This is a genomic window from Alteriqipengyuania triglochinis, from assembly GCF_054655655.1.
This window is the reverse complement of sequence record NZ_BAAHNC010000002.1, coordinates 155652-170361: the sequence shown is the minus strand read 5'-3', so window position 1 is coordinate 170361 and position 14710 is coordinate 155652. Positions and strand designations below refer to the sequence as shown.

The 14710-nt window shown below is 66.9% G+C and carries 15 protein-coding genes; 8 read left to right on the top strand and 7 right to left on the bottom strand.

All coding sequences use genetic code 11. From position 1 onward, the window contains the following. Nucleotides 1-6 precede the first annotated feature (6 nt). Nucleotides 7-729, bottom strand: a complete 723-nt coding sequence (gene phbB, locus ACYQ0L_RS06545; RefSeq protein WP_459788232.1) for an acetoacetyl-CoA reductase — start codon at nt 727-729, stop codon at nt 7-9. A gap of 132 nt (nt 730-861) precedes the next feature. Then, nucleotides 862-1617, bottom strand: coding sequence for a hypothetical protein (locus ACYQ0L_RS06540; protein ID WP_459788231.1), 756 nt, complete (start codon nt 1615-1617; stop codon nt 862-864). Between the two features lie 396 nt (nt 1618-2013). On the opposite strand from ACYQ0L_RS06540, the gene ACYQ0L_RS06535 reads away from it, so the two are divergent. The 4 genes from ACYQ0L_RS06535 to ACYQ0L_RS06520 are packed head-to-tail and all read left to right on the top strand — an operon-like array spanning nt 2014 to nt 6548. Beyond that, a complete protein-coding gene (locus tag ACYQ0L_RS06535) occupies nt 2014-2457 on the top strand; it encodes a DUF3576 domain-containing protein (protein WP_459788229.1) in 444 nt (147 codons plus the stop codon). A 29-nt stretch (nt 2458-2486) separates the two neighbouring features. After that, the gene (gene leuS / locus ACYQ0L_RS06530) at nt 2487-5009 is read left to right on the top strand and encodes a leucine--tRNA ligase (protein WP_459788228.1); all 2523 of its coding nucleotides are present in this window, start codon (nt 2487-2489) and stop codon (nt 5007-5009) included. Continuing rightward, a complete protein-coding gene (gene lptE, locus ACYQ0L_RS06525; protein ID WP_459788227.1) occupies nt 5009-5500 on the top strand; it encodes an LPS assembly lipoprotein LptE in 492 nt (163 codons plus the stop codon). The genes leuS and lptE overlap by 1 nt, the downstream gene beginning before the upstream one ends. 4 nt (nt 5501-5504) lie before the next feature. After that, nucleotides 5505-6548, top strand: coding sequence for a DNA polymerase III subunit delta (locus ACYQ0L_RS06520; protein ID WP_459788226.1), 1044 nt, complete (start codon nt 5505-5507; stop codon nt 6546-6548). 33 nt (nt 6549-6581) lie between these two features. Here the strand turns inward: ACYQ0L_RS06520 and ACYQ0L_RS06515 are convergent, their stop codons facing one another. The 3 genes from ACYQ0L_RS06515 to ACYQ0L_RS06505 are packed head-to-tail and all read right to left on the bottom strand — an operon-like array spanning nt 6582 to nt 8444. Beyond that, complete coding sequence (locus ACYQ0L_RS06515) at nt 6582-7136, bottom strand: LptA/OstA family protein (RefSeq protein ID WP_459788225.1); 555 nt, start codon at nt 7134-7136, stop codon at nt 6582-6584. Beyond that, complete coding sequence (lptC, locus tag ACYQ0L_RS06510; RefSeq protein ID WP_459788224.1) at nt 7133-7801, bottom strand: LPS export ABC transporter periplasmic protein LptC; 669 nt, start codon at nt 7799-7801, stop codon at nt 7133-7135. The genes ACYQ0L_RS06515 and lptC overlap by 4 nt, the downstream gene beginning before the upstream one ends. A gap of 22 nt (nt 7802-7823) precedes the next feature. Further along, nucleotides 7824-8444 (bottom strand): ribonuclease D, encoded by a 621-nt coding sequence (locus tag ACYQ0L_RS06505; RefSeq protein WP_459788223.1) that lies wholly within the window; start codon nt 8442-8444, stop codon nt 7824-7826. A 146-nt stretch (nt 8445-8590) separates the two neighbouring features. Between ACYQ0L_RS06505 and ung the strand changes: the two genes are divergently transcribed. Then, nucleotides 8591-9277, top strand: a complete 687-nt coding sequence (ung, locus tag ACYQ0L_RS06500) for a uracil-DNA glycosylase (protein ID WP_459788222.1) — start codon at nt 8591-8593, stop codon at nt 9275-9277. Here the strand turns inward: ung and ACYQ0L_RS06495 are convergent, their stop codons facing one another. Further along, nucleotides 9278-10537 (bottom strand): hypothetical protein, encoded by a 1260-nt coding sequence (locus tag ACYQ0L_RS06495; RefSeq protein WP_459788221.1) that lies wholly within the window; start codon nt 10535-10537, stop codon nt 9278-9280. Further along, nucleotides 10537-11808 (bottom strand): TIGR04063 family PEP-CTERM/XrtA system glycosyltransferase, encoded by a 1272-nt coding sequence (locus ACYQ0L_RS06490; protein WP_459788220.1) that lies wholly within the window; start codon nt 11806-11808, stop codon nt 10537-10539. Before ACYQ0L_RS06490 ends, ACYQ0L_RS06495 begins: the two co-directional genes overlap by 1 nt. A 124-nt stretch (nt 11809-11932) precedes the next feature. On the opposite strand from ACYQ0L_RS06490, the gene ACYQ0L_RS06485 reads away from it, so the two are divergent. The 3 genes from ACYQ0L_RS06485 to ACYQ0L_RS06475 are packed head-to-tail and all read left to right on the top strand — an operon-like array spanning nt 11933 to nt 14621. Then, nucleotides 11933-12076 (top strand): hypothetical protein, encoded by a 144-nt coding sequence (locus tag ACYQ0L_RS06485; RefSeq protein ID WP_459789036.1) that lies wholly within the window; start codon nt 11933-11935, stop codon nt 12074-12076. Continuing rightward, nucleotides 12073-13503: a DUF5935 domain-containing protein gene (locus ACYQ0L_RS06480; RefSeq protein ID WP_459788219.1), complete on the top strand. Its 1431-nt coding sequence runs from the start codon at nt 12073-12075 to the stop codon at nt 13501-13503. Before ACYQ0L_RS06485 ends, ACYQ0L_RS06480 begins: the two co-directional genes overlap by 4 nt. After that, complete coding sequence (locus ACYQ0L_RS06475) at nt 13500-14621, top strand: acyltransferase family protein (protein ID WP_459788218.1); 1122 nt, start codon at nt 13500-13502, stop codon at nt 14619-14621. The genes ACYQ0L_RS06480 and ACYQ0L_RS06475 overlap by 4 nt, the downstream gene beginning before the upstream one ends. Nucleotides 14622-14710: the final 89 nt, after the last annotated feature.

Below are 14710 nucleotides of genomic sequence, written 5' to 3'. Positions count from 1 at the left end.
GTCTCCTCAATACATATGCTGTCCGCCGTTGATGCTCATCGTCGATCCGGTGACGAAGGCGCCGTCGTCGGCGGTGAGAAAGGCGACGCCGCGCGCGATCTCGTCCGCCTGGCCTAGCCGGCCGACGGGGATCTTGGCGACGATCTTGCCGAGGACCTCTTCCGGCACCGCCGCCACCATGTCGGTGTCGATATAGCCCGGCGCGATGGCGTTCACGGTGATGCCGTAGCGCGCGCCTTCCTGCGCCAGCGCCTTGGTGAAGCCGTGGATGCCCGATTTGGCGGCGGCGTAGTTCACCTGGCCGTACTGGCCAGCCTGACCGTTGATCGAGCCGATATTGACGATCCGGCCCCAGTGGCCCTCGCGCATGCCGGGAAAGCAGGCCTTGGCCATGTTGAAGCACCCGCCGAGGTTGACGCGCATGACCTCGTTCCAGTCCTCGAAGCTCATTCGGGCGAGCGTTCCGTCGCGGGTGATCCCGGCATTATTGATCAGAATCTCGACATGACCGTGTTCCTCGGTGATTCGCGAAACCTGTTCGAGGCATGCTTCGTGATCGCCCACATCCCATTTCATGGCGGGAATGCCGGTACGGGTCGAAAACTCCTTCGCCCGATCGTCATTGCCGCCGTAATTGGCGATGACCGTGCGGCCCTGTTCTTTCAGCGCGAGGCTGATCGCCTCTCCGATACCGCGCGTTCCACCCGTCACCACTGCGACACGTGCCATCCTCATTCTCCCCACGTTCTTTCGACACTATTGCGAAAGGCGTAGCGTCAACCGCGGGCACGGGCAAAGCAAAACACAAGTTATCGCGTTAGAACAATGAGATTGGCGGAAGTCGTCGGGATAGCCGACAGGTCAGAAGCGCAGTTGCGTTCCAATATAGACCGACTGGCTGTCTTCCGCGCCGTCGGTCAGCGGGGTCAGCCGATCCTGTTCTTCGGACAGACGGACACCGGCGGTCACGTCGAGATTGCGCGAGACGCGATAGGCACCGCCCAGATCGACCTGACGGTCGCCACGCCCTTCGAGCGTGCGCGGCGCGCGGCCCGGCGTGCGTTCCTGATCGACCGAGATGCGGGGCTGGAACCGGCTCGGCTCTTCCTTCGCGCCCTGAGACGGGCGGAATTCGGCGAGGTCGGGCATCGAGATGCGCGAAACCGACTTGGGCAGTTCCGATGCCGGCTTGGTGAAGCTCTGGTATCCGCGCGCGACGCCCAGATCGAACGCCGAAGGGGCGACCGCGACATCGCGGCGGCCGGGTTCGCTGCGGGCCGAATCGATCGCCGAGCGAATCGAGATCGCGCGGGCCGCGTCGTCATCCATGCGGACCGCGACGGTCACCGTGCGCTTGGCCAGCGTCTTGCCCGTGGCAGGCGTGAACGGCATCGTCTCGCGACGGGCGGCGTAGCGTTCGCTCACGCGGCGCGCGAGATCGGGGTCGACCGTTGCGGGCGTGAAGAAAGCGCCATCGGCGCCAATGTCGGACACGAGCGTGGGGGCGGTGGCTTCGGCCAGCGCGACTCCGGCGAAGGGCACGGCCGCAAGCACCATCGCCCCGCCGATGGCGGGGGCAAGCAGCTTGCGCAGTCCTGTCCCTGTCTTGTCGCTCATACCTAAGCCCTAGTGCCGCGAATATTACGGCCGATGAATGCGGGTGATGCACCTAACCAATGTGCAGCCCCCTATGCCGATCCCATTGCTATGCAATTATGACAGGCCTTGCCAGCTTTTCCACAAGGGGGCGCGGCGCTTGGCGTGAAGGTGTTGCAAGTGGCACACATTTCACGGGCTTGGCCCACTTGCTTGGCCGCCTGCTTTGCCACGCGCCAGATCGGCCGCGCGCGTTGCCGGACCGGCGGGTTCATGATGCATACACCGGCAAGCGCCAGCTTGGCGGCCAAGGCAGGCACGCCCTTGCTGCGGTCGGTTCGCGGCGATAGAGGCTTAACCACATGCGCGGTCTGCCGACCGGTTCCTTCGCATCTTTCACACGGAAAGCCAGCCACGATGATCAAGCGCCGCCTCACGATTGTTTCCGCCAGCCTGCTGGGCACATGTGCCGCGCTGTCGGCCTGCTCGTCCGGCAACGACCTCCCCAATGCCGATGCCGCCGCCAGCCAGGTGACCACCATCGGCGTCAATTCCTACCTGTGGCGCGCCAGCCTCGAAGCGGTCAGCTTCGCGCCGCTGCTGCAGGCGGACAGCGCGGGCGGCGTGATCGTGACCGACTGGTATGCGAACCCCGAAAATCCGGGTGAACGCGTGAAGCTGACGATTTCGATCCTCGATCAGGATCTGCGCGCCGACGCGCTGCGGGTCGCCGCCAGCCGCCAGGTGAACCAGAACGGCAACTGGGTCGATGCGCCGGTGCAGGCCGCGACCGTCCAGAAGCTGGAAGACATCATCCTCACCAAGGCACGCGAACTGCGTCGCCAGACGATCTCCAACTGAACCGGTCCGTCGATCGGAAAGACCCGAGCATGAACGATACGCGCTTCGACCCGTCCCAAGCAGACGGGCGCTGGCAGGCAGCATGGGACGAGGCGCAGTGCTTTAGCGCCGACAGCGGCAGCGACCGGCCCAAAAGCTACGTGCTGGAGATGTTTCCCTACCCCTCGGGGCGGATCCACATCGGCCACGTGCGCAACTACACGATGGGCGACGTGCTCGCGCGCTACAAGAAGATGCGCGGGCACGAAGTGCTCCACCCGATGGGCTGGGACGCCTTCGGCATGCCCGCGGAAAATGCGGCGATGGAAAAGGGCGTCCATCCCGGCAAGTGGACGCGCGCCAACATCGAATCGATGAAGGCGCAGTTGAAGCGCCTCGGCTTCGCGCTCGACTGGAGCCGCGAGCTGGCGACCTGCGAGCCCGAGTATTACGGGCACGAGCAGGCGCTGTTCATCGACCTGTACGAAGCCGGCCTCGTCTACCGCAAGGAAAGCGAGGTCAACTGGGACCCCGTCGACCAGACCGTGCTCGCCAACGAACAGGTGATCGACGGCAAGGGCTGGCGCTCGGGCGCAGAGATCGAGAAGCGCAAGCTCGCCCAGTGGTTCCTCAAGATCACCGACTTCGCCGAGGAACTGCTCGACGGGCTCGGCAGCCTCGACAAGTGGCCCGACAAGGTCCGGCTGATGCAGGAAAACTGGATCGGCAAGAGCCGGGGCGTCGAGTTCATGCTCGATTGCGGGAACGGCATCGAAATTGATGTCTATACGACCCGGCCCGACACAATCTTCGGTGCCAGCTTCGTCGCAGTGGCAACGGACCATTGGGTGGCACAGGCGGTTGCACGTGAAAACCCGGAGGCCGCCGCCTTCATTGAGCAATGCAAGAAGGGTGCGACAACTGCTGCGGCGCTGGAGACAGCGGAGAAGCTTGGCTTCGACACTGGCCTCGTGGCCGAAAATCCGCTCGCCGTCAGCATGAAGCTTCCAGTTTATATCGCCAACTTTGTACTGATGGACTACGGCACCGGTGCAGTCATGGGTGTACCAGCGCATGACCAGCGCGATTTCGAATTTGCCACCAAGTACAGCTTGCCTATTCGTCGGGTCGTCGCGGCTAGCGTCGATGACTCCAACAAGCCGCTGGCCGGTGAAGCGGAGAGCGGCGACGGTATCTTGGTCAATTCAGGCTTTCTTGATGGCCTGAGCGTCGAAGACGGCAAGCGTGAAGTGATCAAGCGCCTCGAACGCAGTGGATCGGGAACAGGCAAGACCGTGTGGCGCCTGCGCGACTGGGGCGTCTCGCGCCAGCGCTACTGGGGCACACCGATCCCCTTCGTCCATTGCGATGCCTGCGGCGTCGTGGCGGTGCCCAAGGACCAGCTGCCGGTCACGCTGCCCGAGGATGTCGACTTCAAGACGCCGGGCAACCCGCTGGTGCGCCACCCGACGTGGAAGCATGTCGGCTGCCCCAGGTGCGGCGGCAAGGCGACGCGCGAGACCGACACGCTCGACACCTTCGTCGATTCGAGCTGGTACTTCCTGCGCTTTGCCAGCCAGCCCGACGACCGCCCCTTCGACCCGGAAGAGGTCGCCAAGTGGCTGCCGGTCGAACAGTATATCGGCGGGATCGAGCACGCGATCCTGCACCTGCTCTACGCCCGCTTCTGGACCCGCGCGCTCGCGCGGATCGGCCAGATCGACGTGCGGGAACCCTTCGCCTCGCTGTTCACGCAAGGGATGGTCACGCACGAGACCTACAGCCGCAAGACCGGCGGCAAGACGGTTTACTACGCGCCCGACGAAATCAGCCGCGAGGCCGAGCGCGCGCTGCTGAAGGACGATGGCGGCGAGGTCGAGATCGGCCGCGTCATCAAGATGTCCAAGTCGAAGAAGAACGTCGTCGATCCGGACACGATCATCGCCCAGTACGGGGCCGACGCAGTCCGCTGGTTCATGCTGTCCGATTCGCCGCCCGAGCGCGACCTCCCGTGGTCCGAGGCCGGGATCGAGGGCTGCGCGCGCTTCGTCCAGCGCGTATGGCGGCTGGTGTCCGAAGCGTCCGGCGATGCGCAGGGCGATGATCTCGACCTGCGGCGCAAGACGCACAAGACGATCGTCGCGGTGGCGCAGGATATCGAGGCGCTCTCGTTCAACAAGGCGGTTGCGCGCTTGTACGAGCTGACGGGCGCGATCGAGAAGGCGAAGCCGAGCGCGGACCGCGGCGATGCGATCTTTGCACTGACCAAGCTCGTCTCGCCGATGATGCCGCACCTTGCCGAGGAGGCGTGGTCGCGCGCCGGCGGTGAGGGCCTGATCGCGCAGGCGCCTTGGCCCGAACACGATCCGGCCCTGCTGGTCGAGGACGAGGTCACCATCGCGGTCCAGCACAAGGGCAAGCTGCGCGATACGCTGACCGCGCCCAAGGGCGCGTCGAAGGAGGCGCTTGAGGAAATGGCGCTGGCGAGCGAGAAGGTCCAGCGCAGCCTCGACGGGGCGGCAATCCGCAAGGTCATTGTCGTGCCGGACCGGCTGGTGAATATCGTCACCTGATGCGATTCGCTCTCGCCCTCCTTGCCGCGTGCACCCTGTCCGCCTGCGGGCTGCAGCCGATCTACGCCGGGGCGAGCGGCAATGGCGCGCTGACGGACCTCGCGGCGGTCGACATCGCGCCGATCGAAGGGCGCAGCGGCTGGCTGCTCGCAACCGCGCTGGAAGACCGGGTGGCCCTGCGCGAAAGCGACGCGACGCCGCGCTACCGCCTCGACGTCCAGCTCGACGAAAGCCTCGAAAGCCTCGGCCTGCTGAGCGACGAGACGGTCACCCGCGAACGGCGCATCCTGCGCGCGCGCTACCAGCTGGTCGACCTGTCCAGCGGGGCGATCGTGCTCGACGCGACCGCCGGTTCGGATGCGGGGATCGACGTGGTCTCCAGCGATTACGCGACCATCGCGGCGGAGCGCGCGGCGGTGGAGCGGCTGGCAGAGGTGGTCGCCGACCAGATCGTCACGCGGGTCTCGCTGGCGCTGCGCCAGTCCAACTGAGCCGATGGCCCGGCGCCAGTCCTTCAAGGCCAACCAGAACAGCTTCGGTCGCATGGCCGCGCAGGCCGCGCGCGAATGCCATACTTTCTTCTTCTGCGGGCCGGACGAAAGCGCCGCGTCCGCCGCTGCCGCGCAGATCGTGGCCGGGATGGAGAATCCCGGCGAACGGATCGACATGGCAGGCGCAGAGCTGCGCCGCGATCCCGTGCGCCTCGCCGATGAGGCGCGCTCTTCCTCCCTCTTCGGCGACGCGCGCCACATCCTTGTGCGTGCCACCGGCGAGGAGGCGCATGATGCGCTCAAGCTGCATCTGGAGGCAGAGGGGGAGGCGTGCCCCGTGCTGATCGTGGCGAGCAGCGCGACCGACAAGTCGCGCACGGCCAAGCTGGTCGCGGCTGCTGATGGCACGCTGATCGCCATGTTCTACCCGCCCAACCTGCGCGACATGGCGGAGACCGTGCGCGATCTCGCCGATCGCAGCGGGCTGCGGCTCGGCGGGGATCTCGCGCAGCGGATCGCCCGCGCCTCGGGCCTCGACCGGCGACTGGCCGAGGCCGAGGTGGAAAAGCTGGCGCTGTACCTCGATGCCGCGCCCGATTCGCCCAGGACGGCAGACCTCGCCGCCTGGGATGCGATCGGCGCGACGAGCGAGGAGGACGGCTTCATGCCGCTGGTCAACGCCGCGCTGGGCGGCCATGCGAAACGCCTGCCGGGCGAACTGGCGCGGCTGCATACGCTGTCGCTCAATCCCGTCGGCGTGGCGCTGGCGTTCGAGCGCAGGGCCGCTCAGCTGGCGCAGCTTTCGGCACGGATGCGTCCGGGGGAGGATGTCGCCAGCTTCGTCGAGGCGCAAAAGCGCGCGCGGCGGATCTTCTTCAAGGACGAGCGCGACCTGTCGGAGCAATTGCGCATCTGGCGCGGGCGGCGGCTCGACCGGCTGGTCTCGCGCCTCACCGTGCTGCATCAGGCGCTGCTCGCCAACAGCCAGCAGGCCGAATTGCTCCTCAGCCAGGAAATCGCGTGGATCGCGCGCGCGGCTTCGCGCTAGTTCGATACGGCTGGCGCCGCAGCAAAGCTAGAATCAGTCTTCGGGTACGGAGAACGAACCCGTCACGCGGCCACCGTCCTGCGAATTTCCGCCGGAACCGTCTACGCTGGAAAGACCCGTGCGCAGGTCGATCGTCAGCCGTCCGCCATTGAGCGTGTCCGAACCGCGCCGCAGCCGGACGTTGCCGGTCATGGTGATGACCCGGCGGTTGAAATCGTACACGGCGACATTGCCCTGCGCGCGCTCGTTCCCGCGGGTCACGGTGACGCCGCCGGTGGCCGAGATGCGCTGGATGCTGAGCGAGCCAGCATCCGAATAGTCGACGATCGTGCGCCCGGCGGTCATCTTCAGGTTGGCCTGGTCGATCACCACATTGCCCGACAGGACGACCCGGTTCTGCCGGTCCTGCAGCTCGATCCGGTTGGCCGAGTAGTTGACCGGGGCATTGGAATTATGCGCGGCGATGGCCTGCGCATTGAGGTGGAGGCCGGCCACCGTACAGATCGCGAGGGCAAAGCCCGCCACGCCCGATCGCGCGGCGAGGCGATAATGCTCACGGGTCAAAAAGGGGCGCTTTCGCGGGCTCATTCCATGGTCTCCAGTGCGCCGGGCACCATGCGCAGGCGCGCATTGCCGTCAAGCGTAATCGTCCGGCTTTCAAGGTCGACCTTCAGGCTGTCGGCAGAGAAGGTTCCGGCGGGGACCGCGCCCGACACGCCCTCGCTCCCGACCAGCAATTGCTCGCGCAGGTCGACCGACACGCCGCGCGCGACGAGGTTATAGCCGTCTGCGGCGCGCAGCATCACCGGGCCCTGCACGTTCAGCAGTTCCTCGTCGATGTCGTAGGCGCCGCCCTCGGCCGCGATCTGTGCGGGGCCTTCGCTCAGCAGGATGCGGGCGATCACATCGTCGAGCCGCACGATCCCTTCCGCGCTCGACCTCTGCACCGCTGCCTTCGCGGCGAGCGAGAAGGGCCGGCCCTTCTCGTCCGATCCGCGATAGGTCGCATTGTCGATCCGCAGGCGTTCGTCGACCTGCTCCACCTTGTCGCGGTCGAGGATGAAGGAGACTTCGCTGCGTGGCGAGAAAGGCGCGATGACGAGGAAGGCGACGATCGCGCCGGTCGCCATCGGCAGGGCGATCGCCAGGATCTTGATCAGGCGATCGTGAAACCCGCCGGGCGCGGCCTGACGCTCCCGCCCGCGGCGCTGGTTGCGCGCCTCTTTCGTCTCTTCCACCGGATCGTGATGCATAGCGGGTCCAGGCCGGTGCGGCCTACTCGTGGCTGAAGATGTCCGCGTTCGGCCAGCCGGCAAGGTCCAGGCGGGCGCGGGTCGGCAGGAAGTCGAAACAGGCCTGCGCGATTTCCAAACGCTGTTCGCGCAGCAGGCGTTCCTCGAAGATGTCGCGCAGGCGGTGGAGATAGCGCACGTCCGACGCGGCATATTCGCGCTGCGCATCGTTGATTTTGGGCGCGCCCCAGTCGGAACTCTGCTGCTGCTTCGAAATATCCTCGCCCAGCAGTTCGTTGACCAGCATCTTCAGGCCGTGGCGGTCGGTATAGGTGCGGGTCAGCTTGCTGGCGATCTTGGTGCAGAACACCGGCGCCGCGGTGACGCCCAGCCAGAACTCGATCGCGGCGAGATCGAAGCGTGCGAAGTGGTACAGCTTCACCCGCGCCGGATCGGCCAGCACGGCCTTCAGGTTGGGCGCATCGAAGCTGCTGCCCACCCCGAAGCGGACGAGATGCTCGTCGCCCTGACCGTCGCTGATCTGGACGAGACACAGCCGGTCGCGATGGGTGATGAGACCCATCGTTTCGGTGTCGACGGCCACTGCGGCCCCCTCGGCAAGGACGCCTGCGGGCAGGTCTTCTTCGTGGAAATGGACAGCCATTAAGGAACCTTCGATTGGTGGGTAAAATCTGCGGGGCTAACCGCTATCGGGCCGGCATCGGAATCTGCCCGCTGCCCTAGGCCGATTGGGGAAAGAGGGAAAGGGCGTCTGGCGCGCCCGGCCTTCCCGGCATAGCCAGTGGGGCGATGACCAATGACCTGCCCGAAAGCTGGCGCGCGACGCTGGAGCCGGTGCTGGCGAGCCCCGAGGCGCGTCGGCTGGGGGGCTTCCTGCGCGCAGAAGCGGACGCGGGCAAGGCGATCTATCCGCCCGAGGGCTGCCGCCTGCGCGCGCTCGAACTGACCCCGCTCGACCGGGTGAAGGTCGTTATTCTCGGGCAGGACCCATATCACGGGCCGGGCCAGGCAATGGGGCTGAGCTTCTCGGTCCCCGAGGGCGTGCGGCCCCCCCCGTCGCTCAGGAACATCTTCAAGGAACTGGCGGACGACTGCGGGATCGCCCCGCCATCGAGCGGCGACCTGACGCCGTGGGCACGGCAGGGCGTGCTGCTGCTGAACAATTCGCTGACGGTCGAGGCGGGGCAGGCGGGCAGCCATGCCGGGCGCGGGTGGGATGCGATCACCGATGCCTGCGTGGCGGCGGTGGCGGAGCGCGAGGAGCCTGCGGTGTTCATCCTGTGGGGCAGCCATGCGCAGAAAAAGGCTTCGCGAATCGCCCAGATGAATGCGCCGACGCGCCACTGCGTCATCCGCTCCGTGCACCCGAGCCCGCTATCGGCCCATCGCGGCTTTTTCGGCTCGAAGCCGTTCAGCAAGGCCAATGCCTTTCTGGAACAGGCGGGCCGCGATCCGGTGGACTGGCGGCTGGACTAGTCAGGCCACATCGTCGAGGCGCGACAATCGCTCGAGCGCCTGACGAAGCGCCCGATCGACATCGACCGGCGGAGCGGGTCTGGAGGCCAGCGCCGACTCGTAGCGAAAATCGCCGGTCCGCCGCGGCACCCCGGAGAACGGCGCATGCGCCTCGGCCCGCATTTCCGCCTCGGCTCTGGCATCCTCGCCCTGCAGGGCGCGGGCCAGCCGCTCGACCAGTTCGGCGACGCCCAGTTCGGTCAGCTCGGGCTCCTCGGCGCGCGGTGTCGGCCAGGCGGGCGGAGGGGGCGAGGCAGCGGCGGCCCGCATCGCGCGCGACAGTTCTTCGAACCCTTCGAGCGGCGGGAGCTGCTGGGGTCGTGCGGGCTGGCGCGGTTCCTCGGCTTCGGGCGGTGTTTCGGCTTCGCGCGGGGAGAAGCTGCGTAGGTCCTGCGGCTCCTCGTCCTCTTTCACGAAATCGGCGAAGGGATTGTAGCGCGGCGGCGCAATGTCGTGCGAATCGGTTTGCGGCCCGGTTTCGGGCCGAGCTTCGGTTTGGCGCGGCGCGCCGGACTGCCACTCGCTCCCTGCAGCGTGCGGATCGTCGAACGGGCGAGGGGCGAAGCGCGCATCGGGTTCCGGCTTCCGGGTAACCTCCAGTTCCTTGAGGTCATAGGTGCCCGAATCGCTCCAGGCGGAAGCGAAATAGGGGTCGTCGATCGGCGGCCTCGTCTCGTCGACATCGTCATCGGCGACAAGTTCGTCGGACAAGGTGTACTCGTCGTCGTTTTCCGCATGGGGCTTGGGCCTGTCACCGGCGTGCGCGTCTTCTTCTTCGTCGTCGTCGTCGATCAGATGGCCCAGGCCAAGGGCCGAGCGAATGTCGAGCGGCGGGCGCGTATCGTCCTTGCTCTTGCCGCCGATGCGCCTCTTGCGGGTCTTCTCCTGGGGGAATTCCCTGTTCGGCGCAGGCTCGCGTTCGGACGCGGCACGCTCCGGCAGATCGCTTCGCACGCGGCTGGCGATGAACAGCCCGAGGACAAGGCCGATCCCGGCGGCGACCAGCGCCGCGATGATGCGGGTATTGGCCCCCAGGGGCGAGCTTTCGCCCAGGGCCGCGTCGAACACGATCTGCGGCAGGAACAGGCAGCCCCCGCCGAACAGCGCGGCAAACCACAAGGCGACAAGCGCGGGGAACACGGGGCTGGACGTCAGCCCGCCAGACTGCGGCTCCGCCTCTCGTGTTGCATATTCGTTCTCGGCCACGGGCCCTTCCTTCATCACTGACCACCCTGGCGGGCATGGATGCGCGCATGCGGCCTCATCCACGCCTCGCTTCCGGGCGACCGATCCATCGGCCTGCCTAACAGGCGATGGTAAACCTCTTCATAACGGCGGCTGTTGATCGACCAGTCGCGCGTCGCCGCGATGAAGGTGTGCGCGCGTTCGCGCATGGCCGGCCATGCGCCGCGCGCATCCAGCATGTCCGCCAGCGCCCCCGCCATACCCTGCGAATCGTCGGCGGGGAACAGTACGCCGGTCTCGCCATCGGCGATCAACTCGCCATGGCCGCCGACATCGGACGCGGCGACGATTCGCCCCTGCGCCATCGCTTCGAGCGGTTTAAGCGGCGTCACCAGATCGGTCAGGCGGCTGCGCTTGCGCGGATAGGCGAGCACATCGATCAGGCTGTAGTAATTCTCGACCTCGTCGTGCGGGACGCGGCCGGTGAAGACGATGCCGTCGGATGCGGGCGAGGCGGCGGCCTGCGCGCGCAATGCCGCGTCGTCCTGCCCGCCGCCGACCAGCAGGAGCTGCGCCTGCGGATGCCGCGCGCGCAGCAGGGGCAGGGCGGCGATCAGATCATCCAGCCCCTCGTAGGGATAGAAGCTGCCGATGAACCCGATCACCGGACCATCGCCAAGGCCGATTCGCGCGGCGAGCGCGGGGTCGCGCGCGACCGGCGTGCCGAACTGCGTCAGGTCGACCGCATTGGGCGAAAGGCCGATCTTCTCAGGAGCGAAGCCGCGCGTGACGAGATCGTCCCGCAGGCCCTCGCAGATCGTGAACACCGCATCGGCCCGCGCGACGACCCGATTCTCGAGCATGCGGGTCAGCCGGTATTTGAGCGAGCCTTCGGTGCCCGTCCCGTTGCCGACCGCCGCATCCTCCCAGAAGGCGCGAATCTCGTAGACCACCGGCAGGCCGAGTGCGCGCCCTGCGCGAATCGCGGCCAGTCCGGCGAGCGCGGGCGAGTGGGCGTGAAGCACATCGGGTCGCCAGTCGCGCGCCAGACGTTCGATCGCGTCTGCCTGGGCGCGCACTTCGCGCCACTCGTGCAGCAGCGGCGGCCCGGCCACAGCGGCGGTGGTCCGATGGAAGCGCAGGCCCTCGCAGGTCTCGTCCGCCGGGCCGTCGGCACTGTGACGCGGCCCGGTGATGCCGCGCACCTCCAGCCCGTCGTCGGCCTGCGCGCGCATGATCGCGCGGGTGCGGAAAGCATAGCCGCTGTGGAGCGGAAGCGAGTGATCGAGGACATGGAGAACGCGCATGACGCGGCAGGGCGTAGCGCAGGCGTACTTAACGCCGCGTCAACTCACGGCTGCTAGCGCCTTCGCAACGATGCCCCGCGATGCGCGCGGGAGCCGAGAATTGCGAGCGAGGAGCTCATCCGCCGTGATCGACATGATCGTCCTCGTCTCGATCCACGGCCTCCTGCTGTTCGCAGCCTACCGACTGACGACGCGCGACGATCTGGACGAGGATCCGATGATCGAAGGTGACGAGCCGGGCGGGCGCGGAGCCGGGAACGCTCCATGACCGACCTGTTCCTGCTCTCCTTCTTCGGTGCGTTCCTGCTGCTCGGGCTGAAGCGGCCTTTCCTGTGGGTGTGCCTGTATCTCTATGTCGACATCCTGATTCCGCAGAAGATCGGCTATGGCCCGATCACGAGCCTGCCGCTGTCGCTGATCGCCTTTGCCGCCGCCTTCGGCGGATGGCTGCTGATGGATCGCAAGAGCAGGCTGACCTTTACCGCGCGTCAGGCGATCATGCTGTTCCTGCTGGGCTGGGCCTGGTTCACGTTGCAAGGCGCAGAGTTCGCGCAGCCCGCGGCGGAAAAGTGGGACTGGGTCTGGAAGACGCTGGTCTTCGCGATCTTCCTGCCCTTTACCGTGACCACCCGGCTGCGGTTCGAAACCGCCGCGCTGATCATGGTGCTGACCCTGTCGGCCATCCTGATCTCGGGCGGGATCAAGACCGTATTGGGCGGCGGCGGCTATGGCAGCCTCGCCCTGTTCGTGAACGAGAACTACGGCCTGTACGAAAGCAGCACGCTGTCCACCGTGGGGATCGCGATCATCCCGCTGATCTACTGGTTCACGAAGCACGGCACGATCTTCCCGCCCGGCCTGCCGGTAAAGCTGTTCGCGCTGGGCCTGACCGGGGCCTGCCTGCTGATTCCGGTCGGCACGGAAACGCGCACGGGCCTCGTGTGCATCGCGATGCTGGGCCTGCTGGTCCTGCGCGAAAGCCGCCACAAGGTGCTGCTGATCTTCGGCGGCGTGCTGCTGGTGCTCGTCGCCATTCCCTTCTTGCCGCAATCCTATGCCGACCGCATGTCGACCATGGCAACGGCCGAGGAGGACGAAAGCGCGTCCACCCGCGTGGCGGTGTGGCAGTGGACGATCGACTACGCGAAGGAGCATCCGCTCGGCGGCGGGTTCGAAGCGTACCGGGGCAACAGCTTCACCTATCGCCTGCCGCAGACCTCGGGGGAGGGCAACTCGACCACCGTCCGGTACGAGAAGGTGGTGGACGAAGGGCGGGCATACCATTCCGCGATCTTCGAGATGCTGGGCGAACAGGGCTATCCCGGGCTGGCGGCATGGCTGCTGCTTCAGGTGCTCGGCCTGATCCAGATGGAGGTGCTGCGCCGGCGCATGCGCAGGCTCGGCGATCCGCGACTCGAATGGCTCGGCCATCTGGCGATCGCGCTGCAATATGCGCAGATCATCTATCTCGTCGGCGCGCTCTTCCAGGGGCTTGCCTGGCAGCCTTTCATCATGATGCTCATCGCGCTGCAGATCGCGCTGGTCATTTACGCCCGGCGCGTCGATGCGCCCAAGGGTGGCACGATCGGCGAACGGCTGGCTGCAGAGCGCAGGCGGGCGGCTGAAGCGGAACAGCAGGCGAGCGCTGCCGGGCATCCCCAACCCGCGTTCGGAGAGGCGGGGAGGGCGAAGTGATCGCGCCGCCACTGCCTGCGCCGGGCGCGGCGCGGCCCCCGCAGATCGACCAGTTGACCGGCCTGCGCGGGATCGCGGCATGGTTCGTGGTGGTCTATCACATGCGGATGTCCTGCACGGCGATCATGCCGGAGTGGGCACTGGGCGTGTTCGACCGGGGCTATCTCGCGGTCGACCTGTTCTTCATGCTGTCCGGCTTCGTCATGTGGCTCAACTATGCCGACAGGATGCGCAGGGGCGGCTTGCGGCAGGCACCGGCATTCTGGTGGAAACGGGTCGCGCGGATCTGGCCGCTTCATCTCGCCATCCTTGCGGCGATGGCGGCCTTCGCGCTGGTCCTGCTGGCGACCGGGCGGGAAACGGCCAATGATCCCTTCGCGCAGCTGCCGCTGCATGTCTTCCTGCTGCAGAACTGGGGGCTGACCGAGGCGCTGGCGTGGAACCATCCCGCATGGTCGATCAGCACCGAACTGGCCGCCTACCTGGTCTTTCCCTTCATCGTCCTCGCCGTGCGGTGGGAAAAGCTGCCGAGTGTCATGCTCGTCGTGCTGGCCGGGCTGCTGTGCGGCGCGATCTTCGCGCTGTTTTCGGCCAGCGGGCACGATTGGCTCGGCGCGGACATTCCGCAGCTCGGCCTGTGGCGGTGCCTCTTCGAATTCGCCGTCGGCATCGTGCTCGCGCTGCTGTGGCAGCGTTGGCAGAGCTTGCGCCGCGCGGGCGTGCGCATCGCCGCGGCGCTGGTCGGCCTGCTCGCGATCGCGTGGGCTCTCGACCTTACGGAGACCGCCTTCGTGCCCGCGGCGTTCGCGCTTCTCCTGCTGGCGCTCGCACTGGGCCAGGGGCCGGTGGTGCGGCTGTTCGCATGCCGCCCGATGCGCATGCTGGGCGACCTCAGCTATGCGACCTACCTCGCCCATTATTTCCTCTTCATCCTGTTCAAGGTCGCGTTCGTCGGGCCCGATGCGCAGCTCGGCGTGCCGCAGTTCGCGGCCTTCCTGCTGCTGCTTCTGGCGGTCTCGGCAGCGCTGTTCCACGCGTTCGAAAAGCCCGCCCAGCGGGCCCTCAACGCGCTTCGTCCAGCCGAGTCTTTCCGGAACGGCCTGCCCGCCAGACCGTAGCACCAATGGCCAACCCAGCCGTGTCGTAGCGTCGGATTCAACGCATTTGCATCCCGCGCCGCGCTCCGCCATGAACGCTGGCAATCCGC

What these genes read in the sequence shown, in the direction of transcription:
- leuS (WP_459788228.1), top strand. Translation starts at nt 2,487, where the DNA reads ATGAACGATACGCGCTTCGACCCGTCCCAAGCAGACGGGCGCTGGCAG.
- ACYQ0L_RS06540 (WP_459788231.1), bottom strand. Translation starts at nt 1,617, where the DNA reads ATGAGCGACAAGACAGGGACAGGACTGCGCAAGCTGCTTGCCCCCGCC.
- ACYQ0L_RS06490 (WP_459788220.1), bottom strand. Translation starts at nt 11,808, where the DNA reads ATGCGCGTTCTCCATGTCCTCGATCACTCGCTTCCGCTCCACAGCGGC.
- ACYQ0L_RS06480 (WP_459788219.1), top strand. Translation starts at nt 12,073, where the DNA reads ATGACCGACCTGTTCCTGCTCTCCTTCTTCGGTGCGTTCCTGCTGCTC.
- lptC (WP_459788224.1), bottom strand. Translation starts at nt 7,801, where the DNA reads ATGCATCACGATCCGGTGGAAGAGACGAAAGAGGCGCGCAACCAGCGC.
- ACYQ0L_RS06515 (WP_459788225.1), bottom strand. Translation starts at nt 7,136, where the DNA reads ATGAGCCCGCGAAAGCGCCCCTTTTTGACCCGTGAGCATTATCGCCTC.
- phbB (WP_459788232.1), bottom strand. Translation starts at nt 729, where the DNA reads ATGGCACGTGTCGCAGTGGTGACGGGTGGAACGCGCGGTATCGGAGAG.
- ACYQ0L_RS06535 (WP_459788229.1), top strand. Translation starts at nt 2,014, where the DNA reads ATGATCAAGCGCCGCCTCACGATTGTTTCCGCCAGCCTGCTGGGCACA.
- ACYQ0L_RS06505 (WP_459788223.1), bottom strand. Translation starts at nt 8,444, where the DNA reads ATGGCTGTCCATTTCCACGAAGAAGACCTGCCCGCAGGCGTCCTTGCC.
- lptE (WP_459788227.1), top strand. Translation starts at nt 5,009, where the DNA reads ATGCGATTCGCTCTCGCCCTCCTTGCCGCGTGCACCCTGTCCGCCTGC.
- ACYQ0L_RS06495 (WP_459788221.1), bottom strand. Translation starts at nt 10,537, where the DNA reads ATGAAGGAAGGGCCCGTGGCCGAGAACGAATATGCAACACGAGAGGCG.
- ung (WP_459788222.1), top strand. Translation starts at nt 8,591, where the DNA reads ATGACCAATGACCTGCCCGAAAGCTGGCGCGCGACGCTGGAGCCGGTG.
- ACYQ0L_RS06520 (WP_459788226.1), top strand. Translation starts at nt 5,505, where the DNA reads ATGGCCCGGCGCCAGTCCTTCAAGGCCAACCAGAACAGCTTCGGTCGC.